Raw genomic sequence first — 22629 nt, 5'->3', positions numbered from 1 at the left:
GTGTCCCCGCTCCGATGAGACGAGCGCAGCGGCGTCGACCGACGTCGCGTCGTCACCCTCGGTTCCGCGTTATCACTGCCGTCGCCGCAAGCGCGAGGAGCGCGACGAGCGGACCGAATCCGGGCACGTCGTCCGCCGTCGTACGGATCGGCGCGTCCTCGTAGTCCGGCGTCTCCGGTTCGGTTTCATCGGTGTCCGACTCCGGCTCGGAGTCGTCGACCGCCTCCGATCCCGTGTCGCCCCCGTCCGACTCCGTCGATTCCGCTCCTTCCCCGCCCGCGCGGTCGACGTCGTCTTCGTCCACCGCCGGAACTTCGGTGTCCGAGGCGGACGTGGCCAACACGGCCACCGAACCGTTGAGTTCGGCGGTTCGAAGGTCGGCGGCCGGCCGGATCTCGGACCGCGCGTCCGCTGTTTTGGGGGCCGCGCCCCGGTCGTCGCTGTCCCCCCGGGGATCGCTTGCGGAGGGTCCCCCGCCCTCCGCGCTGCTTTCGTCGACACCACCGCTTCCGCCGGTGTCCTCGCTTCCGTCACCCGCGGCGGTCTCACCGCCCGTGGCGGCCCGGTCGTCGCCTGACGGTTCGCCGTCCGTCGACGGTTCGCCGCCCGTTTCGGTTCCGACGGCTCCGCCGCCGTCACCGTCGACCGACTCCTCGTCGACGTGGCTCCCGTTCTCGTCGGTGCTCTCAGTCGGACCGGTGTCGGGGGTCGTCTCGTCGAAGGTCACCGCCCTCACGGCCGCGTGGTCGGCGTCCGAGTTCGACGCCGCCTCGCGCAGGCGGTCATCCGTCGCGTGGAACTCGGCGGCGAACGACTCACCGTCAGACGGGGCTCCGTCGGTCGCGAGCGCGTCGGTGCCCTCGGCGACGAGGTAGAGCCCGTCGTCGTCGAGGTGGACCGTCGAGTTCGGCGGCACCGACCCGATATCGTCGGCGTCCTCGGAAGTGGTCGTCTCGTTCGTCGACGCGGTCTCTCGGACGCCGAACGCGAGTCCATCGAGTCGGTCGAGGTCCGCCCCGGTGTCGAGCGTCGCGTTCCGCGCCGCCGGGAGCCCGCTCAGTCCCGAGGCGTTCACGGAGTAGACGACGGTCTCGTTCGCGCCGACTGTCGAGGTCGGGGAGAGCGTCTCGTTCGAGATCCCCGCTCTCACCGCGTCCGCGCTGTCGAGGTCGTTCGGTCCGGCTTCGGTCGTGGCGTACGCGGTCATCTCTCTGGTCGACCGGTTTCGTACCGTGACCGTCGCGTTGTCCGCGGCGGTGGCGAGTCCCTGCTCCGATTCGACGCTGATCTCGTAGGTTCCCGGCGAGAGCGTCCCGTTCGGTGTCGACGTCTGAATAGACTCGACGCTCGCCCCCGGTCCGGTGGTGATGAGATCGTCGCTCAGCGAGTCGTTTCCGACCGCGTAGGTGTTGATCCCGACCGACGTACGTCCGGGGGAGGGCGTGGCGAGTTCGGCCGTTGCGACGGTTGTGTTTGAATCTTTTTCTGATATTTTGAGGGCCGTATTATTGTATACATTTGAGAGATTGGAATTCGCTTTTGTTCCAAGATGGATTTGATCTGTATCTGATTCAAGACTCAGGTTTGCCTCTTTACTTGCTAAAACATCTGTTGAACGGGTGACTGATTCTCCCGAATCCGTATTCCAAAATCGTATGTCGTATTTTCCTGGATCTAGGTCTCTGATCGTTGTATTTTGTTCCTTCTCTTTCTCTATAGAAACTTGCTTTTCTTTTGTGAAATCACGATCCTTGTTCTGTGTATGTATAGTAATATTTCTAGTGTTTGGAACTGAGTTAAATTGAATAAATACACCTTCTGACTCGGATGTAGTCGGTGTTTTTGGTGAAAATGATGTATTGATAACTTCTACTTGACTGCCATTCGTACTTGAATTTGATTCAAGAGTATATTTATCGGCTGAAATTTTTGTAGTATTAATGAGTTTAGTTTGGTTATCTATAATGGATGTCTCCGGAGTAATGTTCTCATTCTTCGACTGTAATTTTATTACCTCAGATTTGTTTGACGCTACCTCCATTTTTGTCCCTTGAGAGACAGTTATATTCGATTTATTGTGTATTCGTTCACTCGTTCTCGTGATCTGAGATGAATTTGTAGAAAGAGATGTACCCCCGTATATTGATTTCAGATCTTTAACAAGGATGTCTTCAATATATAGTTTTGACTTATTATTTAGTGCTTCTATTGAATCAAGATCAATTTTTACTGTATTATTAGACACACCTACATTACTAGAGTCCATACTAACAGTGAGATCGGATGATGATTGATTAAAGTATTTGATGCTTATTGATCCTGTTTTCTCTTCTATCCTAGTATTCGTTTTAAGCGATACTGTTCCAAGATCTTGTGATTTATTTGCTTGATAGTGAGTTGGTGATTGAAGTAGTTTTACAGATTCAGGTGCAGTGATTGTTGTTTGCTCTTTGGCGTAAATTATATCCGAAGAGTTTGTCCAGTGGGGGTGGACAGTAACTGCGATATTAACTTTTCCACTGATAGATTCATTATCAATTTTAATTGTCTGTTGTTGACCCTGATTTGCACCAATTTTTTCAATAAGTTCTCCCTCTGATGAGGTCTTCCATACTAATACACGATTTGTAGTGTTATTAATTAGATCTACCTCCTCAAATTTTATTTCATTAGTCTCGTTATCGTACGTGTTGTTTGCCGTGGATATTATTGCTGGATGTTGGATATGAAAACTAGTTAGATCTGATTCTCCATCTTGGGTTGATTCGTACTCGATTTCATTATTTATTTTTGAAATATCCCCATTGTATTTGCTAACATTTGTTGTATTTATATGTTCTATTTCCAAATCAAATGAATCAAGATTATCAATTGCAGAAGGACTAACAATGATTGTAGCATTAGATGTCCCTGGATTTTTAATATATACTTCTGACTCATTTGCTGTCTGACCATTTTTCAGATCATATGAAGAATTATCTTGATCAAATTCAGCTCCCGCTTCAACAAGTTCCCCAACATCAATTCTGATTGGGTCTTCTTCACTATACACTTTTATACCACCTATTGTCTGATTTTCATTAGAACTCACAGAGATGTTGTCAATATGATCAACATTCCATAGAAACCCATTCACTGAGACCGTACCAATACCTACCGCAGCGACAGACCCAACGAGGAGAAAGACGGTTAGTATGACGAACGATCGGCCTTGAGGTGGAGTTCTCCGGACCATCGTGGGGGTCCACGATCTGACGAAGCGGCGGCTAGGGAGCTCTATCGTGCGGTGTCCGACGAGACGAGTCTGCTACGCCGCCGGGCTCTCGTGTCGTGGGATACTCTCACTCGGTTGATTGTTTATAAATGTATTTCGGAACTGGAAGCTTTTGGTAGCTGAAACGAGGGCGGTGGAATTTCCTCGGCTCGTATCGCGGCCGCTATGGGGACGAGACGCGCGGAGAATCCAGCAGTCGTCTCGAACGCGACTCGGAAAGCCGAGCTCAGTGCTCGACCTGTTCCATCAGCGAGAGGATCGAGTCGGCGGCGTCGACGGACGTCGGATGGACGCCGACGAGGGCGATCACGTCGTCTCCGTGCTGTACGGTTGCGACGTACAGGTACACCGGGACGTCCTCCGCGCTGCCGCTCTGTTCCCCCGTGTCCACCTCCGCGTCGATCGTGGTTTCGAGGATCGACACCTCGACCTCCTCGCCGAGGACCGTCCGCGTTTCCGACCCCTGGCTCTCGATCTCGTCGGCCTCGATCTCGGTGTCCTCACCGCCGATCCCCTGCTCGTCGACCTGTTCTAACAGCCGTCGGATCAGTTCGACGTCGTCCGCGCGGACGAGCGGGTTGACCGACTGACCGCCTACCGACGCGTCCGGCGTGCTCGCCACTAACAGCGCCGCCCCGTTCTCGGCGTTCTCGTAGCCCGCCACCCAAGTCGTCGCCGACACCTGCGCGTTCACGCCGGCCACGTCGAACTCCTGTTCGATCGTGAACGACTCCGGGTCCTCGCCCTCGTATCCCGCCTCCGAGGCGGCCGACGACGGGATCCGAGCCGGCTCAGCGTCGAACTCGTAGCTCCCGTCCTCGGCGTCGGCGCACCCGGCGACGGCCACGGTCGTCGATGCGGCGAGCGCCGCGAGTAGTCCACGTCGGTGCATGACCGTTGATAGGCTCGCAGGGAGGGTTAAGCGTGTCGGCGTAAGTACCGCGAACTGATACTCGGCGGCAGACGTCCGGCACACGTTGCGCCGGCCGAAGGCACAAAGTTCACGGTGTGGGGCGCGCGAGGTGAGCCAAATGGAACGCCGAGGGCAAATCAGTCTGGCGGAAGCGCTCCTCCTCGACATCGTCCGGCTCCACGAGACGTGGATGGAGATCGTGTTCCCCAGACAGCTCGATCCGAGCGCGGTGCTGGGGAAGTGGAAGCCCGAAACCGCCGTCCAAACGGCGGGGTACTACCTCTGGGCGGCGCTCGGCGCGCCGCTCGTCGCGGTCGTGTACCCGCTCCTGCTCGTCGGATTCGCCACGCGGTACTACGCCTCGAAGCTCGACTCGGCGGTGGCCCGCTTCGGCGTGCTGGGCGCCGTCCTCGTAGCGACGCTCGTCTGGGGGTCGCTCACCCTCGTCGCACACCTGCAGCTCCCGACCGACGTCATGCTCGGGATCGGAGGCGCCAGCGTGGTCGCCGTCGTGTCCGCCGGGCTGGCCGCGGGGTTCTCGAAGGTCGGCGGGCGATTCGTTAGCGTCCTCCTCGCGTACCCGTTCGCGATGACGGCGATCTTTCTGCCGCCGGTCGTCGCCGCGCTGCTCACGCCCTCCATCTCGGGGTTCGTCCTCGACCCGAGCTACGCGCTCGCGGTCTGGATCCTCGACACGATCCTCGCGGTCGGCGGGATCAACGAGACGCTCCGAGCCGCCTTCGATCTGGAAACGTTCGGCGATCAGTGGGGCGTCGCCGGACTCGGATACGTGTTGATGTGGGTCGGCATCTCCGTGCCGCTGGGGTGGTTCCTCGGGCTGCTCGTCGCCCTGGCCGACCTGATCCGTCCGAAGCCCGACGCCTGACGCGGGAGGGGCGGCTGACGGGGCTCACGGCGACGGCCACGGGTCCGGGGGCTCGCCTACTCGTTCTCGTCGAACCGTTCGCCGGCCGTCTCGAAGGCGGACTCCGACCGCTCTTTGCTCCGCCGACGCTCTCGCTCCGCGATCGCCTCGGGATCCGGACTCGCGTCGTCGTCGATCCGCGCGAACGACCGGTGGACCTTCGCGTGACACCAGCGACACAGCGCGACGGTGATCTCGTGAGGCCCCGCGCCGCGGCCCTCGGCCTCTCCCCGGCTCGACCCGACGCCGTACGAGAGGTGGTGTTCTTCCACCAGCGGTCGAGCGTCCTCGTGGGCGATCCGCACCTCTGCCAGCCCGCAGCGCCGGCACTCGCGGCCGGCGGTGGTCGAGCGATAGTGGGGACACTCGCGCCATGCTCCGTCGGGGCCGACGTGACAGGCGTAGTCGTCCGCGCGCCGGGCGGCGGCGAACGCGGGGTCGTCATCCGAGCGCGTCAGCGCGAACCGGCAGCGACCGTCGTCGGTAAGGTGATCGCAGACGCCGGCGACCGCGTACGGGTCGTCGGCGCCGACAGGGGTGCCGTCCGGGGTGTGCTCCACGCTAGATCAGGCTCGCGCCGTCGAGGTCGGTCCGACCGTAGTCGACGTCGAGGAGTCGAAGCAGCGTCGGCGCGACGTCGAGGAGGTCGGCGTCGTCGACGTTCGCGTCCGGATGGTCGACGAACAGGGCGGCGTCCTCGAAGGTGTGCATTCCCGTCCGCGGGCCGTCCGGGTCGAACACCTCGTCGTGCGAGCGGAAGCCGGACTTGAGGTCGAAGCCGTCGTTCGGGATGACGACGAGGTCCGGGGCGATCTCGTCGTGGTCGCCGCGGAACACGGTCTCGCGCTCGACGACCCGCTTTGCGACCCGTTTACCGTTCGGTCCCTCCCACGCCTCGAGGGCTTCCTGCAGCTCGCCGCGGACGGCCTCGTACTCCGACTCGGGGACGACGCCCTCCGGCTCGCGCCCCTCGACGTTCAGGTAGAACCGGCCGGGGACGAGCGAGTACGCCCGGGTGTCGCCGTCGATGTCGGCCAGCGCGCCGTGGTCCGCCTCGCCGTAGGAGAGCCACCCCTCGCGCTCCAGCCACTCGTTGCAGTACACGTCGTATCGGAGCCGCGTGAAGCCGTGGGTAGAGCCGACGACGAGCCGGACGTCGTCGGGCAGCGCCCGTCGGATCGCACCGATGTGGTCGTCAAGGGCGGCGTAGAAGTCGAGCAGGTCCTCGCGGTGCGGTCCCGACTCGACGTAGTCGCCCCACAGGAAGTGGTTGATCCGGTCGGGCGCCGTGAACACGCCGACGAACAGGTCCCAGTCGTCCAGCTCGACGTACCGGTGGAACGCCGCCGCGCGGGCGTCGAGCGTCTCGCATGCGTGCTCGATGAACTCCGATTTGTCGGCCTTGTGTCCGAGCTTGGCGTTCACCGACAGCCGGTAGCTGCTCCCGGTGAGGTACTCGCGAAGCTCGTCGGGGTGGGACGCCTTGTCGACGTCGGGCGAGAGGTAACCCGACACCATCCGCTGGACCGTTCGCTGGGGCGGGAAGGTGACGGGGACGTTCATCACCGTCGCGTCGAGCCCGGCGTCGGTGGCGCGGTCCCACACCCGGGTCGCCTGCACGTCCCGTCCCATGGGCACGTAGGTGTCGTAGGTTCCGACCTCGCGGTCCTGGAAGCCGTACACACCGGTCTCCCCCGGGTTGACGCCGCTCGTGAGCGCGGGCCAGCACGCGCTCGACTCGGGCGGCACGATGCTGTCGATCGGTCCGCCGTCGCCGTCGTCGGCGATCGCCGACAGGGTCGGAAACGTGTCCGGGTTGTCGGCGACGAGACCGTGGGGGAGACCGTCGATCCCGACGAACGCCACGCGCGGGGTGTCGGTCCCGCGCAACCGGTCGAAGAGGCCCATGGAACTACATCCACGGTAAGGGCCAAAAGGGTTGACATCGCTCGGTCCCAGACGGCACTCGTCCGTCGGTCGCCCGCGTGACGTCGACGCCTCCGCGGCGGCGTCCACGCTCGCCTCGGGACCCTTTTGAGGGCGGCCGACGAGGGTGACGCATGGAGACGCGACGCGCACTTCTCGTGGACGCGTTCACGGACGAGCCGCTGGCCGGGAACGTCGCCGGCGTCGTGCCGGACGCCGCGGGCCTGAGCGACGACCGGATGGGGAGGATCGCCGCCGAGCTCGGCGCGTCGGAGACCGCGTTCCTCTTCGAGGCGGGCGACGGCGCGGACGAGCGGGTCCGCTACTTCACCCCCTCGACGGAGGTCGACCTCTGCGGGCACGCCACGATCGCGAGCTACGCCGCGCTGTACGACGCGGGCGAGGTCGACGCCGGCGACCGAACCCTCCGGACGAACGTCGGCGATCTCTCGATCGCGGTCGACGACGACGGGACCGTCTGGATGCGACAGAACCCGCCGACGGTCGAGCCGGTCGACGAGACCGAACTCGACGCCGACCGCCTCGGAGACGCGCTCGGGATCGACCCCGCGGCCCTCCGAGACGTGGGCGCGGACCTCCCCGTCGCCGTCGCCTCGACCGGGCTGCCGTGGCTCGTCGTTCCGGTGAACTTCCTCCAGCGGCTCGGCGAGGCCGAGCCGGACGCGGCCGCCGTCGAGGCGATCTCGAACGCGCACGACGCCGCCGGAATCTATGCGTTCACCTTCGACACGCTCGACGCGGCGTCGACCCTCCACGGGCGGGCGTTCGCGCCCGCGGTCGGCGTCGCCGAGGACCCCGTGACGGGGACCGCGAGCGGCGCGGTCGGGGCGTACCTCCGCGCGGTCGACGCGTTCGACGGCGCCCTTCCCGAGGAGCTGCGGTTCGAGCAGGGGCACTTCCTCGACCGACCGGGCGAGGTCCGCGTCCGGGTCGACGGCGACGACGTTCGGGTGGGCGGCCGCGCGGTCGTCTCGACCGAGGGCGAACTGTGCCTGCCGGACGAGCGCGACGACGACGGGATCATCGAGGCGTGACCGTCGATCACCCGAAGGGCCCGCCGCGAGCCGAACCCTTAGGGGCGCGCGAACCGTATGCGGGTACATGGAGTTCGACCTGCCCCGTGCGGTCGGCATCGTGGCGCTCATCGTCGTCCTCGGAACCCTCGGCGTCGCCTACGGGACGCCGATGGCGCTCCAGACGACGCTGATGATGGTCCTCCCGTCGATGGTCGTTTTCGGTGCCATCGCGTTCGTCGTCGGGATGAAACACGGCGAGTTCCGCGCGACCCGCGTCTGACTCCGGGATATCGCGCCGTCGAGCCGCGCAGAGGGAATCACGACGCTTTTTAGAAGGCGACCGTCAACCGTGGGTCGTGCCACTCGGGTCACCGCTCACGGACCTGCTGCTCCTCGTCGGGGGTGCCGCCCTCCTGTACGTCGGCGCCGAGCTGCTCGTCACGGGCGCCAGCGACCTCGCGCTCGCCGTCGGGCTGAAGGCGTCGACGGTCGGGGTCACCGTGATCGCGTTCGCGACGACCGCGCCGGAGCTGTTCGTCACGCTGCTCGGCGCCGTGACGGTGTCCACCGACGTCGGTCTCGGGACGATTCTCGGCTCGAACATCGCCAACATCGGACTGGTGTTGGGCGTCTCCGCGCTGATCCGACCGCTCGACGTCTCCGAGACGGTGTTCGAGCGCCACGTCCCGTTCATGGTGCTCGCCGCGCTGCTGCTCGTCGGCCTCGGCTGGAACGGCCGGATCGGTCGTCCGGGGGGTATCCTCATGCTCGCCGTGCTCGTCGGGTTCACGGTCGTGATCATGCGTCGAGTCCGGCAGACGCAGTCGGATATCACCACCGCGGAGCGCGCGGAGATGCCCGACGCGAACGTCCGCGACGTGGCGGCGGTCCTCGGCGGCATCGTCGCGCTGGTGCTCGGGTCGCAGTGGCTGATAGACGGCGGGGAGTCCCTGCTCGCGGCCGCCGGCTTCTCCGACATCTTCATCGGGCTCACGGTGCTCGCGCTGGGCACCTCGCTGCCGGAGCTGGCCGCGAGCGTCCTCGCCGCCGTGCGCGGCGAGGCGGAGTTCAGCGTCGGCAACGTCGTGGGGTCGAACATCTACAACGTCCTCGCGGTCATCGGCCTCCTCGCGGTCGTCCGACCGATCGGGGTGAGCTCCTCCGTCCGCGGCTTCGAGTTTCCCGCGCTGCTCGCGTTCACCGCGCTGCTCGTCGGGATGATGTACCGAGGCGATCGGATCTCGCGGCTCGACGGCGCGGTCCTCGTCGCGGGGTACGGCGTCTTCGCGTACCTGCTGTTCCCGTGACGGTCTGAGCGCCCTCCTCGCTCGTCCGGTCGTCGCCCGTCCGACGTCGGGCCGGAACCGACGCCTATTCGGTCGGCCGTGACGGATCGCCGGCCGTGATAGCGATCGTCGTCAGCCGGGCCGACAGCGCCTCCGAACACATCGGCGAGCGCCTGCTCGCCGCGGGCGACTGGGAGCGACGCGAGGACGGGACCCGCCCCGACGCCGCGGGCGGCGGGGTCTACTACCGAACCGACGGGTTCGAGCTCCGCGAGTTCGACGACCTCCACATCGACCTCGACGACCCGACGGCGGCGTTCGGCGAGGGAGACGACGACGCCGACCCCGCGTTCCTGGTCTTCGTCTCGCGTCACTCCGGCGAAACCGGCCGGCTTCTGACTGCGCACGTCACCGGCAACTTCGGGCCGGCGCCGTACGGCGGCGAGCCCGGGACGCTCGCGCGGGCCGCCCCGGGGGCCGAGAAGCGCGTCGTCGAGGCGCTGGCGGCGCACGCCCCCGAGGGGTACGACATCGGCGTCGAGTGCACCCACCACGGACCAACCGGCGTGTCTGTTCCCTCGCTGTTCGTCGAGCTCGGCTCCGACGAGCCGCAGTGGACGGACGCGGAGGCGGCCGAGGCGGTCGCGCGGGCGGTCCTGGACCTGCGCGGGACGGGACCGGACCTCGTGACCGACCGGGGCGACGTCGCGGTTGAACCGACCGGGGACGCGGGCGACCGGAGCGACGACGCGGGCGGCGGCGAACCCCGCCACGTCGTCGGCTTCGGCGGCGGCCACTACGCGCCGCGGTTCACCCGGATCGTCCGCGAGACGGCGTGGGCCGTGGGCCACGTCGGCGCCGACTGGGCGCTCGGCGAGATGGGCGCGCCCGAGCCGAACCGAGACGTGATCGAACAGGCGTTCGCGCGCAGCCGCGCGGACCACGCCGTGATCGAGGGCGACAGACCCGACCTCGCGGCGACGATCGAGGGGCTCGGTCACCGCGTCGTGAGCGAGACGTGGGTCCGCGAGGTCGGCGATCGCCCGCTCTCGCTGGTGGAGCGGCTCGAGACCGACCTCGCGTCCGTCGACGACGGGCTCCGGTTCGGGTACGTCTCCCCGGCGGACGCCGCCGCCGACGCGGTCCGGATCCGCGGGCTCCCGTCGGCCCTGCTGTCGCGGGCGCAGGGGATCGACGCGGACGCGGCCCGCGAGGCGGTCGATACGAACGCGGTCGCCTTCGACACGGACCAGGCTGGGACGCGCGCTGCGGGGGACGCGGCGTTCGCGGTCGACGCCGAGACGCCCGACTACGACGACCTCGTCGACGACCTCGCGGCGGTGCTGACGGAGCGCTACGACGCGGTCGAGGTCGCCGAGGGCGCCGTCGTCGCCCGCGAGGTCGCGTTCGACCCGGCGCTCGCGTCAGACCTCGGGGTGCCGGAGGGCCCCGCGTTCGGCAGGCTCGCGGACGGACGGGCCGTCGAGGTCGACGGCGAGACGGTCGCGCCGGCGGACGTGTCGCGGACGCGGACGGAGCGGTTTCCGATCGAGTGAACCCTCCGTCGAGCGCGTCCCCGCCAGGACGGTTTCGGCGGCTCTCGCGACCGTCTCCTGGCGTCTGACTCACGTCAGACGATCGGGCAAAAATAAATACGTCCGGGTCGCAACCACACCACATAATGGACTCTATCGTAGAGGACGCAATCGACGAAGCCGAGGAACCCCCGGCAGACGACGCCGGGGCGGTCGGCGCCGGCACGACCGACGCCGCCGCCGGCGCCCCGCCACAGTCCGGGACGATGACCGACGACGAGCTGCAGGACGTCCTCCAGGACCTCCAGACCAACATCACCGTCGTCGGCTGCGGCGGCGCCGGGGGGAACACGGTCAACCGGATGACCGAGGAGGGCATCCACGGGGCGAAGCTGGTCGCGGCCAACACCGACGTCCAGCACCTCGTCAACATCGAGGCCGATACGAAGATCCTCATGGGCCAGCAGAAGACGCAGGGGCGCGGCGCCGGCTCCCTCCCGCAGGTCGGCGAGGAGGCCGCCATCGAGTCTCAAGAGGAGATCCAGGACGCCATCGACGGCTCCGACATGGTGTTCGTCACCGCCGGGCTCGGCGGCGGCACGGGGACCGGCTCCGCGCCGGTCGTCGCGAAGGCCGCCCGCGAGTCGGGCGCGCTCACCATCGCCATCGTCACGACCCCCTTCACCGCCGAGGGCGAGGTCCGACGAACGAACGCCGAGGCCGGTCTCGAACGCCTCCGTGACGTGAGCGACACCGTCATCGTCGTCCCCAACGACCGGCTGCTCGACGCGGTCGGGAAGCTCCCGGTCCGCCAGGCGTTCAAGGTGTCCGACGAGGTGCTGATGCGCTCGGTGAAGGGGATCACGGAGCTCATCACGATGCCCGGGCTCGTCAACCTCGACTTCGCCGACGTCCGGACCGTCATGGAGAAGGGTGGCGTCGCGATGATCGGCCTCGGCGAGTCCGACTCCGACTCGAAGGCGCAGGACTCGGTGAAGTCCGCGCTCCGCTCGCCGCTGCTCGACGTCGACATCTCCGGCGCGAACTCCGCGCTCGTGAACGTCACGGGCGGCACCGACATGTCCATCGAGGAGGCGGAGGGCGTCGTCGAGGAGATCTACGACCGGATCGACCCCGACGCGCGGATCATCTGGGGCACCTCCGTCGACGACGAGCTGGAGGGCGAGATGCGGACGATGATCGTGGTGACCGGCGTCGAGTCGCCGCAGATCTACGGCCGCAACGGCGAGCCGCCGGCGGGCGCGGCCGCCGAGATGGAAGACATCGACTACGTGGAGTGACGCGCGCCGTCGACCCGACAGCCGCACCGGTCGCGCCGTCCTCCCGATAGAGTTCCCCGGGGCCTCCCGGCCCGCCGCTCGCGCGGATCGCCCCGCATCAAAAGGTAAAAACCGTCTCGCCTCGAAGCGCGTCGTAACATGGACGTTCCGTACGACCTCAACAGCTACGTTCGGGTGCTGAAGCTGGCGAGCACGCCGAGCACCGACGAGTTCCTCCAGGTGTCGAAGATCGCCGGCGCCGGCATCATCCTCGTCGGCTTCATCGGCTTCCTGATGTTCGCGATCATGAGCCTCCTGCCGGGGGTCGGCGCCTGATGCCGATCTTCTCGGTGAAGACCACCGCGAGACAGGAGCGAACCGTCGCCGACATGCTCGCGGAAAAGGAGATGCCGGAGATCCAGGCGGTGATCGCTCCCGACCAGCTCACGAGCTACGTGATGGTCGAGGCGAGCGACGGCAGCGTGTTCGCCCGGATACTCGACGAGATCCCGCACGCCCGGGGCGTCATTCAGGGCTCGGAGGGGCCCGCAGAGAGCCCCTTCTCCGAGGTCGAGCACTTCCTCTCGCCAACCCCCGACGTCGAGGGGATCGCCGAGGGCGACATCGTCGAGCTGATCGCCGGGCCGTTCAAGGGCGAGAAGGCCCGCGTCCAGCGCATCGACGAGGGGAAAGATCAGGTCACCGTCGAGCTGTACGAGGCGACCGTCCCCATCCCGGTGACCGTCCGCGGCGACCAGATCCGCGTCCTCGACTCCGAAGAGCGCTGAGCGTCCGGACCTCGAGCTCCGTTCCCCCCTCCTTTCGTCCCGACAGACCCCGCTCCGTCTCCCGGGCTACCGGACGCGTCGTCGACAACGACAAGGGCTTTATTCGGCGACGCCCGACCAACTCGACATGTTCGGCTCCGGCGTGCCGGCGGTCCTGAGTCTGGTCCCCGACACGTTCACGTTCGCGTGGGTCGTCGCGATCCTCTTCGCGATCGCGTGGCTGCTCGACAGCCGCGGCCTGGCGGCCGGCCGGTCGCTCGCGGCGGGGACCTGGGCGCTGTTCGGCGTGTTCTGGCTGACCACCGTCCCGTACTTCGCGTTCGAACACCAGAGCTACGTCGAGTCGCTCCTGGCGCTCGTCGGCGTTCCCGCCTGCATCTACGCCGGGTATCTGCTGTACGACGGCCGCTCGTCGCTTTTCACCCTCACCCGGGCGATCGCGATCATGCTGTTCATCTACCTGCCGTTCGAGACGATCCCGGCGTTCTCGGTCGCCGGAGTCGCGTTTCCCGAGCCGCGACGGATCCTTATCGAGACGGTCGCGACCCAGACCGGCTTCCTCATCGACCTGCTCGGCTACTCGCCGGAGCGCGTGATCAGCGACGAGGGGTACAACGCGGCGTTCGCGTGGACGCTCCCCGACGGTCACACGGTCACGATCTACGTCGTCCTGGCGTGTACGGGGCTCGGCAGCATGGCCATCTTCGGCGGCCTCGTGGCCGCCGTGGAGGCGCCGCTCTCGCGCAAGCTCCGCGCGCTCGCGGTGTCGATCCCGCTCATCTATGCGCTCAACATCCTCCGGACGACGTTCATCACGATCGTCGCGGGCAACCAGTACATGCAGTGGCAGACCGACCTCGTGCTCGCGATGTTCGGCGCGAGCGACCCCTACCGCGTCTCGTTCCTGATCTCCGACCGGATCATGAGTCAGGTGCTCGCGGTCGTCGCGCTCATCGGGATCACGTTCCTCGCGCTGCGCGAACTCCCGGAGCTCGCCGTCGTCCTCGAAGACGTGCTCTACCTGCTCACGGGCGAGGAACACGACCTGACGGAGTCGCTGGACCTCCCGCGGGAGCCGACGAACCGCTGACCTCCCCGGACGCGGAGGACCATGACAAGATATAGGCCCGGTTGCGAGGTACGTCGGCGTATGCACGAGACGGTTCTGTCGCCGCGGCGACGCCGCGACGGTGGGGGTAACCGACCGTGGTGAGCGCGGTCGACCCCTTCGTCTACCTCGAGACCAACGTCGCGAAGCTCGTCCTGGCGACCGCGCTCGGGATGTTCCTCGGGCTCGAACGCGAGTGGTCACAGAAGTCAGCCGGGGTCCGGACGTTCGCGCTGATCGCGCTGGCCGCTGCGGTCTTCTCGCTGCTCGACGCCGAGGGGCTCCTGATCGTCGGCGGCGCGCTGATCGTCGCCAGCGCGGTGCTCCTCGCCATCCAGAGCTTCGTCGAGACGGACGTCGAGGGGCTTTCGTTGACCACCTCGGTGTCGATGCTCGTCACCTACGGGGTCGGCGTGCTCGTCGCCGAGTCGCTCTTCATCGAGGCGGTGACGGTGGCGGTGCTCTCCTCGCTCCTGCTCGTGCTCAAGCGGGAGCTCCACCAGTTCGCGTGGGGGCTCACCCGCGAGGAGATGCGCAGCGCGGTCGAGTTCACGATCCTGGCGTTCGTCGTCTTCCCGCTGCTGCCGGCGGAGACGGTCGACCCGTGGGGCGCGGTCCAGCCGCGGCTCGTCTGGTCGCTCGTCGTCGCCGTCAGCGCCATCGGCTTCGTCAACTACGTGCTCGTGAAGCGGTACCAGGGGCGCGGCTACGCGGTCACCGGCTTCTTCGGCGGGCTAGTGAACTCCACGGCGGTCGTCGCGGAGATGGCGAAGCGGGCGAAGGGGGAGCGGGAGCTACGCGACATCGCGGTCGGCTCGATCCTGCTGGCGAACGCGGCGATGGCGCTGCGAAACGCCGCCGTCGTCGCCGCGTTCGTCCCGGAGGCTGCGCTCGCGGTCGGCGCGCCGCTGGGCGCGATCACGGTCGCCGGCGTGTCGATCGCCGTGTGGCGGAGCGACTGGCGGACGACGGTGGAGACGGAGCTCACCTCGCCGTTCAGCCTGCGGAACGCCCTGACGTTCGGCGCGCTGTTCCTCCTCGTGCTCGTCGTCTCCGCGGGCGCGGAGCGCGCCTTCGGCGCCGGCGGGTTCGTCGCCACGTCGTTCCTCGCGGGGCTCGTCTCCTCGGGGACCGCGACGACGACGGCGGTCTCGCTGCTCGGCACCGGACAGATAACGGTCGACACCGCGGTCGCGGGCGTCGTCGCCGGGACCGCCGCGAGCGTCCTCGTCAAGACCGCGTTCGCGGCGAGCATCGCGCGCGAGCTGGTCAGGCCCGTGTTGCTCTGGAACCTGGCGTTGATCGCGGTCGGGATCGCCGTGGGCGCCCCGCTGCTGGTGTTCTGAGGACCGGCGCGACGCGTCTTCGCCCCGACGGCGGACCCCGCGGTGACCGCTAGGAGAGGTGTGCGGCCACGTCGGTCGAGGACACCATGCCGACGTAGTCGTCGTCGACGACCGGGAGGTGTTTCACGCCGTACATCGTCATCATCGCCGCGACCTCCTCCATCATGAGGTCCGGCGTCACCGTCTCCACGTTCTCGGTCATCACGTCGCGAACGACGGCCTCGTCGAGGTCGCGGCCGGCCGCGACGGCGCTGACGATGTCGCTCTGCGTGATGATACAGCCGCCCCCCGTCGTCACGACGAGCGCGCTGATGTCGTCGGCGTCCATCCGACGCGCGGCCTCGCGAAGGGGCTCGTCCGTCCCGATCGTCTCCAACGGCGTCGACATGACTTCGCTGACGCGGGTCCGGTCGTTCAGATCCATACCGTGGTATGTGCTACCAGATTTGATTACTCTTCCGGTGTGTGATCCTCTCCCCTCCGTCCAACGGTTTCCGAGCGAGCGTCGTCGTCTCCGAGACGGGCGAGGTCGCTCGAACAAGAATATATACGCGTCCGCGCCCGTGTTAGTTATATGTCAGGTGTTCTCAGTTCGTTGAGCGACTTCGGGACGCGGTCGTTGCTCACGCACGCAATCATGTCGGTGACGCTCCCGTTGGGATTCCTCATCGGGCTCACCGTGGACTCGCAGCTCGGACTGGTGTCGTTCGTCGCGCTGTTGAACTTCACCGCGGGAATGTGGGTGTGCCAGTCGATCCACTCGCTCGGCGCAGAGGCTAGCGAGGACGGGTACGACGGCGTCATCAACGAGCTCAGGGCCTATGGCAAGTGACGACGGGCTCGACTCCGCGCGGTTCGGGCGCCTCCTGCTGCTGATCGGGTTCGTCACGACGGTCTCGCTGTTGACGTCGGCGCGGATCCTCCCGAACGACCTGTTCTCGGTCGCCGTCGTCGCCATCGGGAGCATCGCGCTCGTCACCGCGATCACCGGCTTTCTGATCGCGGCGGGCGCGACCTACGACGATCAGGTGGCGGGGTCGGGGCGGTAGTCGACTGGCGACCGTTCACCGGAGCGGTCTCTTCCCCGCCGCGAGGCCCACCGTCGTCCTCAGAGGTACCCTCAGGACCGGTGCCTCGAGAGATACCCTCAGGACCGATGCTTCGAGAGGTACGCCGTGAGGTCGGTCGTCGACAGCATCCCGACCAGCTCACCGTCCGCGGTGACGACTGGCAGGTGCGTGTACCCGCGGTCCGTCGGCTCCGCGAGCTCCTCGACGGAGTCGTCGGGAGAGACCGTGACCACGTCCGTCGTCATGAACGCCTCGACGGGAGTCACGTCCTCCGGTTCGTTGCGCCGGACGAGCGAGACGAAGTCCGTCGCGGTGATAAGCCCCGAGAGGTGCCCGTCGTCGTCGACGACGACGATGGAGCTCACCCCCGTCTCCAGCATGCGCTTCGCCGCGTCCGCGGCCGCCGCTCCCGGGGCGATCGTGACGAGGTCGGTCGACATCAGCTGCTCGACGGGAACGTCTGTCATGAACGATGATACCGCGGACGGGAATATCAAACGTCCGGTCGATCCGGGCTACTCGCCGAGAAGTTCACTGGGCGCTCCCGCCAGCCCGGCGAGCGCGTCGGCCTCGACGTGGTGGAGGGCTCCGGGGATCACCAGCAGGTGGAGCGGGTCGCCGAACTCCCGTCCCGCGAGCGCGCTCAGCCGGTCGGCGGCGACGACCGCGTCGGGCGACCCCGCGCGGGCGACGACGACGGCGAGCTCGTCGCGCCAGCCGTCTGCGAGCAGGCCGGCCGCGACGTCGGCCGTCATGTACTCCTCGTGGTCCGGGTCGGGGCCGGTCGGGCCGGTTCCGACCTTGATGTCGAGGTAGACCACCGTGTGGAGCCCGCGCTCGCGGTTCGCCTCGATCGTCTCGACCACGCTCCCCGGAACGTCGTCGCCGCCGTGGGCGTACGGGAACGGGAGCGTCGTCGCCTTGCCGAACCGGTAGTTCTGGAGCCCGGTGAGACTCGAGGCGGCCGACTGGGCTGTCACGCCGTGGACCACGCGCGTGTCGATGCCGCGCTCCTCGGCGCGCAGCCGGAGGTCCGCGTGCGTCGTCGAGATCATCGTGTCGCCGGCCGTGCAGAAGGCGGCGTCGCCCTCGGCGGCGGCCGCGAGGATCGGCTCCGGGTCTCGCTCGACCCCCTCACGGGAGCGCACTTCGATGTCGGCGCCGTGGTACGCCTCCAGCTCGTCGACGTCGGCGCCGACCAGCCTGCTGGTGTAGAACTCGGCGAAGACGCGGTCCGCGGCGCGCAGCGCGTCGCGCCCCTCGACGGTGACCGACCGCTCGTCGTAGAGGCCGAGCCCGATGAACGTGAGCATACGCCCGGTCCGTCGGGAGGCGGCTAAAGTGGCCCGGAACGGGATCGACGCCAGCGTCGGGCGCCACCTAAAGGTCTTTCATGATCGTTCCTTGTGATTCCATAGCAAGCCCTAAGAGGAGACCACCACAACCTTTGGGTACGAGGCCCGCACGGGCTCACATACCACTATGACTGACGACGAACTCATCTGGCGGATATCGGGGGGATCCGGCGACGGGATCGCTTCGACCAGCCAGAACTTCGCGAAGGCCTTGATGCGATCGGGGCTCAACGTGTTCACGCATCGCCACTACCCGTCCCGCATCCGCGGGGGCCACACCTACACCGAGGTTCGCGCATCCGCCGACCCGGTGAGGTCCCGCGGGGACGGCTACAACTTCCTGCTGGCGCTCGGCGACTCGTTCGCCCGCAACCCGCAGGAGGGAGCCGTCTACGGGAACGAAGAGATCAAACCGCTCTCGGAGAACCTCGACGAGCTCCGCGAGGGGGGCGTCATCGTCTACGACGAGGGGCTGCTCGACGCCTCCGAGATCCCGAACTTCGAGGAGCGCGCCGAGGAGAACGACTGGCACGTGTACCCGCTGGACCTCCGCGGACTCGCGCGCGAGCAGGGTCGCGAGGTCATGCGAAACACCGCCGGCGTCGGCGCGACCTGCGCGCTAACCGGGATGGACTTGGACCACGTCCAGGACCTCATGCGCGACGCGATGCCGGAGAAGATCCTCGAGCCGAACCTCGAGATCCTCCAGATCGCGTACGACCAGGTGACGGAGGAGTACGACGTCGACGCGTCCGACGTCTCCGTTCCGACCGGCGAGCACGACGAAGAACAGCTGCTCATGTCCGGCTCGGACGCCATCTCCTACGGCGCCATCGACGAGGGCTGCCGGTTCATCGCCGGCTACCCCATGACGCCGTGGACCGAGGTGTTCACCATCATGACGAACAACCTGCCACAGCTGGGCGGGATCTCCGAGCAGGTCGAAGACGAGATCGCCGCGGCCGCGCTCGCGGTCGGCGCGTCCCACGCGGGCGTCAAGGCCATGTCCGGCTCCTCGGGCGGCGGCTTCGCGCTGATGTCCGAGCCGCTCGGGCTCGCTGAGATGACGGAGACGCCCGTCGTCCTCGTCGAGGCCATGCGCGCCGGCCCCTCGACCGGGATGCCGACGAAGCCCGAGCAGTCCGACCTCGAACACGTTCTGTACACCTCGCAGGGCGACTCCCAGCGCGTCGTTCTCGCGCCCGGGACCGTCGAGGAGGCGTACGAGCAGTCGCGGATCGCCTTCCGGCTGGCCTACGAGTACCAGATCCCGTCGATACTCCTGTACGACCAGAAGCTCGGCGGCGAGCTGGTGAACGTCCCCAAGAGCCACTTCGACCGCGAGCCGAACCCGACGCTCGGGAAGACCCTGAGCGAGGACGCGCTGGCGGAGGAGCCGCACTCGGACGACGGGAAGTTCCACCGGTTCCAGCACGACGTCGAGGACGGCGTCTCGCCGCGCTCGATCCCCGGCCAGAAGGGCGGTCGCTTCCTCGCGACCGGCAACGAGCACAGCCCGACCGGTCACATCGAGGAGTCGGCGGACAACCGCGTCGCGCAGATCGACCGCCGGACCCAGAAGCTGGAGGCGATCCGCGCCGACCTCGACACGATCGACACCGGCTCGTACGCCGGCCCCGACGACGCCCAGTACGGCATCCTCACGTTCGGCAGCCAGCAGGGCACCGTCGAGGAGGCGGTCGGTCGCCTCAACGACGCCGGGATCTCGGTGAAGTCGTACGGCGTCTCCGACATGCTCCCGTTCCCGACCGAGCAGGTCGAGGCGTTCGTCGAGAGCGTCGACGAGGTGCTCGTCGTGGAGATGACCGCCTCGGGGCAGTTCCGCGGGCTCGTCCAGAAGAACCTCGGCCGCTACGGCGAGAAGCTGTCGAGCCTGCTGAAGTACAACGGGAACCCGTTCGAGCCGGCGGAGATCGTCGACGGGTTCGAGGCCGCGATCGTCGAGGGCGACGGCGACGCGTCCGGCCACCAGACTACCTTCGTCCCAGCCGCAGGTGACTAACCCATGAGCACGTTTTCAGCGATCGGAGAGGAGCGGGAGATCGACCGCGACGAGTACACGCCGACCGTCGAGCCGCAGCCGACCTGGTGTCCGGGCTGTGGCGACTTCAGCGTCCTGAAGGCGCTGAAACAGGCGCTTCCGGAGGTCGGGCGCACGCCCGAGGAGACCCTGCTGTGCACCGGGATCGGCTGTTCGGGCAAGCTGAACAGCTACCTCGACACGTACGGCTTCCACACGATCCACGGGCGCTCGCTGCCCGTGGCCCGCGCCGCGAAGCTCGCGAACCCCGACCTCGAAGTGATCGCCGCCGGCGGCGACGGCGACGGCTACGGGATCGGCGGGAACCACTTCATCCACACGGCCCGGGAGAACCACGACATGACGTACATCGTCTTCAACAACGAGATCTTCGGGCTCACGAAGGGACAGACCTCCCCGACAAGCCCGAAGGGCCACAAGTCGAAGACGCAGCCGCACGGCAGCGCAAAGGAGCCGCTCAAGCCGCTCTCGCTGTCGCTGAACGCCGGCGCCTCGTACGTCGCCCGCACCGCCGCGGTCAACCCGAACCAGGCCAAGGAGATCATCATCGAGGCGATCGAGCACGACGGCTTCGCGCACGTCGACTTCCTCACCCAGTGTCCCACTTGGAACAAGGACGCGCGCCAGTACGTCCCGTACATCGACGTCAACGAGTCCGACGACTACGACTTCGACAAGACCGACCGCGTCGAGGCCGCGGAGATGATGCGCCAGACCGAGGAGTCGCTGTACGAGGGGAAGGTCCTCACCGGCCGCTACTACGTCGACGAGGACCGCCCGTCCTACGGCGAGGAGAAGCGGGCGATCGGCGAGATGCCCGAGGAGCCGCTCGCCGAGCGCTACTGGGACGACGGGTACGAGTGGGAGCGCTCGTACGACGAGTTCCTCGACAAACACGCCTAAACGGGCCGCACCCCCGGATCGCCGGCCGATCTCGGCCGGTTCGTCGTTCGTCCGTCTCGTTTTTCGGTTCGCAAGGTATTTTTTCCGTGGTGACAAAGTCCCGGACATGAGTACGGTATCGACGGAGGAACGGATCCTGTCGGTGTTAGAGGAGGACGCGCAGGCCTCCTGCGCGGAGATCGCCGATCGGGCCGACGTCTCGAAGCCGACGGTGCGGAAGTACATCGACCGCCTCGAGGAGCGCGGCGTGATCGTCGGCTACTCGGCGGAGGTCGACCCGAAGAAGCTCTCCTCGCAGTCGATCGCCATGGTGGGGATGGACGTCGACTCCGGCAGGTACGTCGACGCGACCCGCGAGCTGAAGGGGCTCGACGAGGTGCAGGCGCTGTACACCTCCTCCGGCGACCACATGCTGATGGCCGAGGTGCGCGCCGGCAACGGCGACGAGCTCGGCGAGGTCATCTCCGAGAAGCTGCTCGGCGTCGACGGCGTCACCGCCGCGCACCCCTCGTTCCTCCAGGAACGGCTGAAGTGAGCCGGGACCGCTTCGTCGACGTCCGGGGTCGTCGCTAGTCGGCAGACTTCAACTCGTCCGGCGTAGTCCGGGAGCGACCGATCCGTCGGTGCGGTGGCGCGCGCCGCCGAGCGCCCGCGAGGTCAGCGCAGCGCGGTCGCGTCCGCGACGACGATCGACTCGTCGCCGGCGGGCCCGCGCCGGGTGCCGCGCGGGTCGAACCCGTGTGCGGCGAAGAACTCCTGTGCGCCCGGGCTGTCGGCGGGCACGCTCGCTCGGAGCGTGTCGACGTCCCGGTCCGTCAGCGAGGACGCGACCCGCGAGAGCAGGTCGGTCGCGACGCCCTCGCCCGCGTGGGTGGGGTGGACCCACAGCGCGAGCAGCTCCGCCTCCGATCCCTCCGCGTCCGGGTGCGCGATGGCGACGCCGACGGGGCCGTCCTCGTCTTCCATCAGGAACGACCACTCCGCCTCCGCGGCGGCCTCGCGGACGCCGGCGGCCGACACGTCGAGGAGGGGCGATCCGATGTCGTCGAAGACGGTGGCCTCGCGGGCCCGCGAGACCGCCGTCCGCAGCGCCTCCGCGTCGTCGGGACGCGCCGCCCGGACATGCATGGTCGACCATGCGTCAAGCGCTCACCTATAGGTTTCGGGATGACAAAATTGCGCACGCTACGGCGGAGGTTCCGGGCGCACGGAACGGGGGCCGTCTGGTTGGCGGGGGAGCGAACGCCCCGCTACGCGACCGGCTCGATCCCGATCGTGACGACGACGTCCTCGACGTCCCACTGCTCGACGAGCCCGTCCGAGTCGGTGGCGCCGTCGGCCGCGTCGCTCGGGTCGTCGAGCCACCCGTCGGCGCGCACCTCGCCCGCGATCAGGTCCGCGTGGTCGTCGACGAAGCCGGCGATCCGGTCGTCGTCGACCGCGACGCCGACGCGGATCCGGGCCTCGACGTCTAAGTCGAGTTCCTTTCGCATCTCCTGAATCCGGCGGATCACGTCGCGAGCGTATCCCTCCGACTCTATCTCCGGGGTGAGCGAGGTGTCGACGTAGACGGTTCCGCCATCGAAGTCGGCGCCGGAGACGTCCTCGGGGGGTTCGGCGACGTACTCGACCATCGCGTCGTCGAGGTCGACGGGCTCGCCGTCGACGGTCACCGCGCCGCCCTCGACCGCCGCGCGGGTCGCGCCCTGCACCGCGCCCATCACCTCCTGGGCGTCGGCGCCGAACGCGGGACCGATCTCGGCCATCTGCGGCTGGGCGGTCTCGACCAGTTCGTCGAAGGCGTCGGTGACGGTCACTTCG

At 66.9% G+C, this 22629-nt stretch carries 24 protein-coding genes; 15 read left to right on the top strand and 9 right to left on the bottom strand.

Translation table 11 applies throughout. The annotated features are described in order from the left end of the window. Positions 1 to 52: 52 nt before the first annotated feature. Both U4E84_RS07180 and U4E84_RS07175 read right to left on the bottom strand, forming a co-directional pair. Positions 53 to 3052, bottom strand: a complete 3000-nt coding sequence (locus U4E84_RS07180; protein ID WP_322531418.1) for a PGF-CTERM sorting domain-containing protein — start codon at positions 3050 to 3052, stop codon at positions 53 to 55. 448 nt (positions 3053 to 3500) lie between these two features. Beyond that, the gene (locus U4E84_RS07175; RefSeq protein ID WP_322531417.1) at positions 3501 to 4166 is read right to left on the bottom strand and encodes a DUF6517 family protein; all 666 of its coding nucleotides are present in this window, start codon (positions 4164 to 4166) and stop codon (positions 3501 to 3503) included. A 139-nt stretch (positions 4167 to 4305) separates the two neighbouring features. Between U4E84_RS07175 and U4E84_RS07170 the strand changes: the two genes are divergently transcribed. Further along, complete coding sequence (locus U4E84_RS07170) at positions 4306 to 5073, top strand: hypothetical protein (protein ID WP_322531416.1); 768 nt, start codon at positions 4306 to 4308, stop codon at positions 5071 to 5073. Positions 5074 to 5129: 56 nt separating this feature from the next. Here the strand turns inward: U4E84_RS07170 and U4E84_RS07165 are convergent, their stop codons facing one another. Both U4E84_RS07165 and U4E84_RS07160 read right to left on the bottom strand, forming a co-directional pair. Next, positions 5130 to 5672: a hypothetical protein gene (locus U4E84_RS07165; RefSeq protein WP_322531415.1), complete on the bottom strand. Its 543-nt coding sequence runs from the start codon at positions 5670 to 5672 to the stop codon at positions 5130 to 5132. A gap of 1 nt (position 5673) precedes the next feature. Continuing rightward, positions 5674 to 7020, bottom strand: a complete 1347-nt coding sequence (locus U4E84_RS07160; protein WP_322531414.1) for an alkaline phosphatase family protein — start codon at positions 7018 to 7020, stop codon at positions 5674 to 5676. 152 nt (positions 7021 to 7172) lie between these two features. Here U4E84_RS07160 and U4E84_RS07155 point away from each other — a divergent pair, with 152 nt between their 5' ends. From U4E84_RS07155 to U4E84_RS07115, 9 genes are all read left to right on the top strand, one after another. Further along, the gene (locus U4E84_RS07155; RefSeq protein WP_322531413.1) at positions 7173 to 8093 is read left to right on the top strand and encodes a PhzF family phenazine biosynthesis protein; all 921 of its coding nucleotides are present in this window, start codon (positions 7173 to 7175) and stop codon (positions 8091 to 8093) included. Between the two features lie 67 nt (positions 8094 to 8160). Next, complete coding sequence (locus U4E84_RS07150; protein WP_322531412.1) at positions 8161 to 8355, top strand: hypothetical protein; 195 nt, start codon at positions 8161 to 8163, stop codon at positions 8353 to 8355. 76 nt (positions 8356 to 8431) lie between these two features. Further along, positions 8432 to 9382: a calcium/sodium antiporter gene (locus U4E84_RS07145; protein ID WP_322531411.1), complete on the top strand. Its 951-nt coding sequence runs from the start codon at positions 8432 to 8434 to the stop codon at positions 9380 to 9382. Between the two features lie 95 nt (positions 9383 to 9477). After that, complete coding sequence (locus U4E84_RS07140; protein ID WP_322531410.1) at positions 9478 to 10917, top strand: D-aminoacyl-tRNA deacylase; 1440 nt, start codon at positions 9478 to 9480, stop codon at positions 10915 to 10917. A 125-nt stretch (positions 10918 to 11042) separates the two neighbouring features. Continuing rightward, positions 11043 to 12197, top strand: a complete 1155-nt coding sequence (gene ftsZ, locus U4E84_RS07135) for a cell division protein FtsZ (protein ID WP_322531409.1) — start codon at positions 11043 to 11045, stop codon at positions 12195 to 12197. A gap of 138 nt (positions 12198 to 12335) precedes the next feature. Beyond that, positions 12336 to 12512 carry a protein translocase SEC61 complex subunit gamma gene (locus U4E84_RS07130; protein WP_322531408.1) on the top strand — a complete coding sequence of 59 codons (177 nt, stop codon included), beginning with the start codon at positions 12336 to 12338 and terminating at the stop codon, positions 12510 to 12512. Beyond that, the gene (locus tag U4E84_RS07125) at positions 12512 to 12964 is read left to right on the top strand and encodes a transcription elongation factor Spt5 (RefSeq protein ID WP_322531407.1); all 453 of its coding nucleotides are present in this window, start codon (positions 12512 to 12514) and stop codon (positions 12962 to 12964) included. Before U4E84_RS07130 ends, U4E84_RS07125 begins: the two co-directional genes overlap by 1 nt. Before the next feature lie 127 nt (positions 12965 to 13091). Further along, complete coding sequence (artA, locus tag U4E84_RS07120; RefSeq protein ID WP_322531406.1) at positions 13092 to 14054, top strand: archaeosortase A; 963 nt, start codon at positions 13092 to 13094, stop codon at positions 14052 to 14054. A 116-nt stretch (positions 14055 to 14170) separates the two neighbouring features. Beyond that, complete coding sequence (locus tag U4E84_RS07115; protein WP_322531405.1) at positions 14171 to 15418, top strand: DUF4010 domain-containing protein; 1248 nt, start codon at positions 14171 to 14173, stop codon at positions 15416 to 15418. Between the two features lie 49 nt (positions 15419 to 15467). Here the strand turns inward: U4E84_RS07115 and U4E84_RS07110 are convergent, their stop codons facing one another. After that, positions 15468 to 15842, bottom strand: coding sequence for a CBS domain-containing protein (locus U4E84_RS07110; RefSeq protein ID WP_322531404.1), 375 nt, complete (start codon positions 15840 to 15842; stop codon positions 15468 to 15470). 150 nt (positions 15843 to 15992) lie between these two features. Here U4E84_RS07110 and U4E84_RS07105 point away from each other — a divergent pair, with 150 nt between their 5' ends. Continuing rightward, positions 15993 to 16250, top strand: a complete 258-nt coding sequence (locus tag U4E84_RS07105; RefSeq protein ID WP_322531403.1) for a hypothetical protein — start codon at positions 15993 to 15995, stop codon at positions 16248 to 16250. Beyond that, a complete protein-coding gene (locus U4E84_RS07100) occupies positions 16240 to 16467 on the top strand; it encodes a hypothetical protein (protein WP_322531402.1) in 228 nt (75 codons plus the stop codon). Before U4E84_RS07105 ends, U4E84_RS07100 begins: the two co-directional genes overlap by 11 nt. A 98-nt stretch (positions 16468 to 16565) precedes the next feature. On the opposite strand, the gene U4E84_RS07095 is transcribed toward U4E84_RS07100, so the two are convergent. Together U4E84_RS07095 and dph5 are read right to left on the bottom strand one after the other, a co-directional pair. Next, a complete protein-coding gene (locus U4E84_RS07095) occupies positions 16566 to 16955 on the bottom strand; it encodes a CBS domain-containing protein (protein ID WP_322531401.1) in 390 nt (129 codons plus the stop codon). Positions 16956 to 17003: 48 nt separating this feature from the next. After that, on the bottom strand, positions 17004 to 17801 hold the full coding sequence (gene dph5 / locus U4E84_RS07090) for a diphthine synthase (protein ID WP_322531400.1): 798 nt from the start codon (positions 17799 to 17801) through the stop codon (positions 17004 to 17006). Between the two features lie 169 nt (positions 17802 to 17970). On the opposite strand from dph5, the gene U4E84_RS07085 reads away from it, so the two are divergent. The 3 genes from U4E84_RS07085 to lrpA1 all read left to right on the top strand — a co-directional run bounded on the left by U4E84_RS07085 (position 17971) and on the right by lrpA1 (position 21343). Next, positions 17971 to 19866, top strand: a complete 1896-nt coding sequence (locus U4E84_RS07085) for a 2-oxoacid:acceptor oxidoreductase subunit alpha (RefSeq protein ID WP_322531399.1) — start codon at positions 17971 to 17973, stop codon at positions 19864 to 19866. Positions 19867 to 19869: 3 nt separating this feature from the next. Continuing rightward, positions 19870 to 20808 (top strand): thiamine pyrophosphate-dependent enzyme, encoded by a 939-nt coding sequence (locus tag U4E84_RS07080; RefSeq protein ID WP_322531398.1) that lies wholly within the window; start codon positions 19870 to 19872, stop codon positions 20806 to 20808. A 106-nt stretch (positions 20809 to 20914) separates the two neighbouring features. Further along, positions 20915 to 21343: an HTH-type transcriptional regulator LrpA1 gene (gene lrpA1, locus U4E84_RS07075; RefSeq protein ID WP_322531397.1), complete on the top strand. Its 429-nt coding sequence runs from the start codon at positions 20915 to 20917 to the stop codon at positions 21341 to 21343. A gap of 122 nt (positions 21344 to 21465) precedes the next feature. Here lrpA1 and U4E84_RS07070 read toward each other — a convergent pair whose 3' ends face one another. Both U4E84_RS07070 and U4E84_RS07065 read right to left on the bottom strand, forming a co-directional pair. Next, entirely contained in the window at positions 21466 to 21936 is a 471-nt protein-coding gene (locus tag U4E84_RS07070; RefSeq protein WP_322531395.1) for a GNAT family N-acetyltransferase, read from the bottom strand. 122 nt (positions 21937 to 22058) lie between these two features. Beyond that, the coding region (locus tag U4E84_RS07065) for a DUF5915 domain-containing protein (RefSeq protein ID WP_322531394.1) at positions 22059 to 22629 on the bottom strand (571 nt) is incomplete at its 5' end.

The organism is Halorubrum sp. AD140, from assembly GCF_034497445.1.
GTDB lineage: Archaea > Halobacteriota > Halobacteria > Halobacteriales > Haloferacaceae > Halorubrum.
Note: the sequence above shows the minus strand (reverse complement) of the source record. Positions and strands in the feature narration are given on the sequence as shown.

Excerpts from the sequence above, each read along its gene's own strand:
- U4E84_RS07130 (WP_322531408.1), top strand. The coding sequence starts at position 12,336 with ATGGACGTTCCGTACGACCTCAACAGCTACGTTCGGGTGCTGAAGCTG.
- U4E84_RS07160 (WP_322531414.1), bottom strand. The coding sequence starts at position 7,020 with ATGGGCCTCTTCGACCGGTTGCGCGGGACCGACACCCCGCGCGTGGCG.
- U4E84_RS07110 (WP_322531404.1), bottom strand. The coding sequence starts at position 15,842 with ATGGATCTGAACGACCGGACCCGCGTCAGCGAAGTCATGTCGACGCCG.
- U4E84_RS07080 (WP_322531398.1), top strand. The coding sequence starts at position 19,870 with ATGAGCACGTTTTCAGCGATCGGAGAGGAGCGGGAGATCGACCGCGAC.
- U4E84_RS07095 (WP_322531401.1), bottom strand. The coding sequence starts at position 16,955 with ATGACAGACGTTCCCGTCGAGCAGCTGATGTCGACCGACCTCGTCACG.
- lrpA1 (WP_322531397.1), top strand. The coding sequence starts at position 20,915 with ATGAGTACGGTATCGACGGAGGAACGGATCCTGTCGGTGTTAGAGGAG.
- U4E84_RS07170 (WP_322531416.1), top strand. The coding sequence starts at position 4,306 with ATGGAACGCCGAGGGCAAATCAGTCTGGCGGAAGCGCTCCTCCTCGAC.
- U4E84_RS07175 (WP_322531417.1), bottom strand. The coding sequence starts at position 4,166 with ATGCACCGACGTGGACTACTCGCGGCGCTCGCCGCATCGACGACCGTG.
- U4E84_RS07155 (WP_322531413.1), top strand. The coding sequence starts at position 7,173 with ATGGAGACGCGACGCGCACTTCTCGTGGACGCGTTCACGGACGAGCCG.
- U4E84_RS07085 (WP_322531399.1), top strand. The coding sequence starts at position 17,971 with ATGACTGACGACGAACTCATCTGGCGGATATCGGGGGGATCCGGCGAC.
- dph5 (WP_322531400.1), bottom strand. The coding sequence starts at position 17,801 with ATGCTCACGTTCATCGGGCTCGGCCTCTACGACGAGCGGTCGGTCACC.
- U4E84_RS07150 (WP_322531412.1), top strand. The coding sequence starts at position 8,161 with ATGGAGTTCGACCTGCCCCGTGCGGTCGGCATCGTGGCGCTCATCGTC.
- U4E84_RS07105 (WP_322531403.1), top strand. The coding sequence starts at position 15,993 with ATGTCAGGTGTTCTCAGTTCGTTGAGCGACTTCGGGACGCGGTCGTTG.
- U4E84_RS07125 (WP_322531407.1), top strand. The coding sequence starts at position 12,512 with ATGCCGATCTTCTCGGTGAAGACCACCGCGAGACAGGAGCGAACCGTC.
- ftsZ (WP_322531409.1), top strand. The coding sequence starts at position 11,043 with ATGGACTCTATCGTAGAGGACGCAATCGACGAAGCCGAGGAACCCCCG.
- U4E84_RS07100 (WP_322531402.1), top strand. The coding sequence starts at position 16,240 with ATGGCAAGTGACGACGGGCTCGACTCCGCGCGGTTCGGGCGCCTCCTG.
- U4E84_RS07070 (WP_322531395.1), bottom strand. The coding sequence starts at position 21,936 with ATGCATGTCCGGGCGGCGCGTCCCGACGACGCGGAGGCGCTGCGGACG.
- artA (WP_322531406.1), top strand. The coding sequence starts at position 13,092 with ATGTTCGGCTCCGGCGTGCCGGCGGTCCTGAGTCTGGTCCCCGACACG.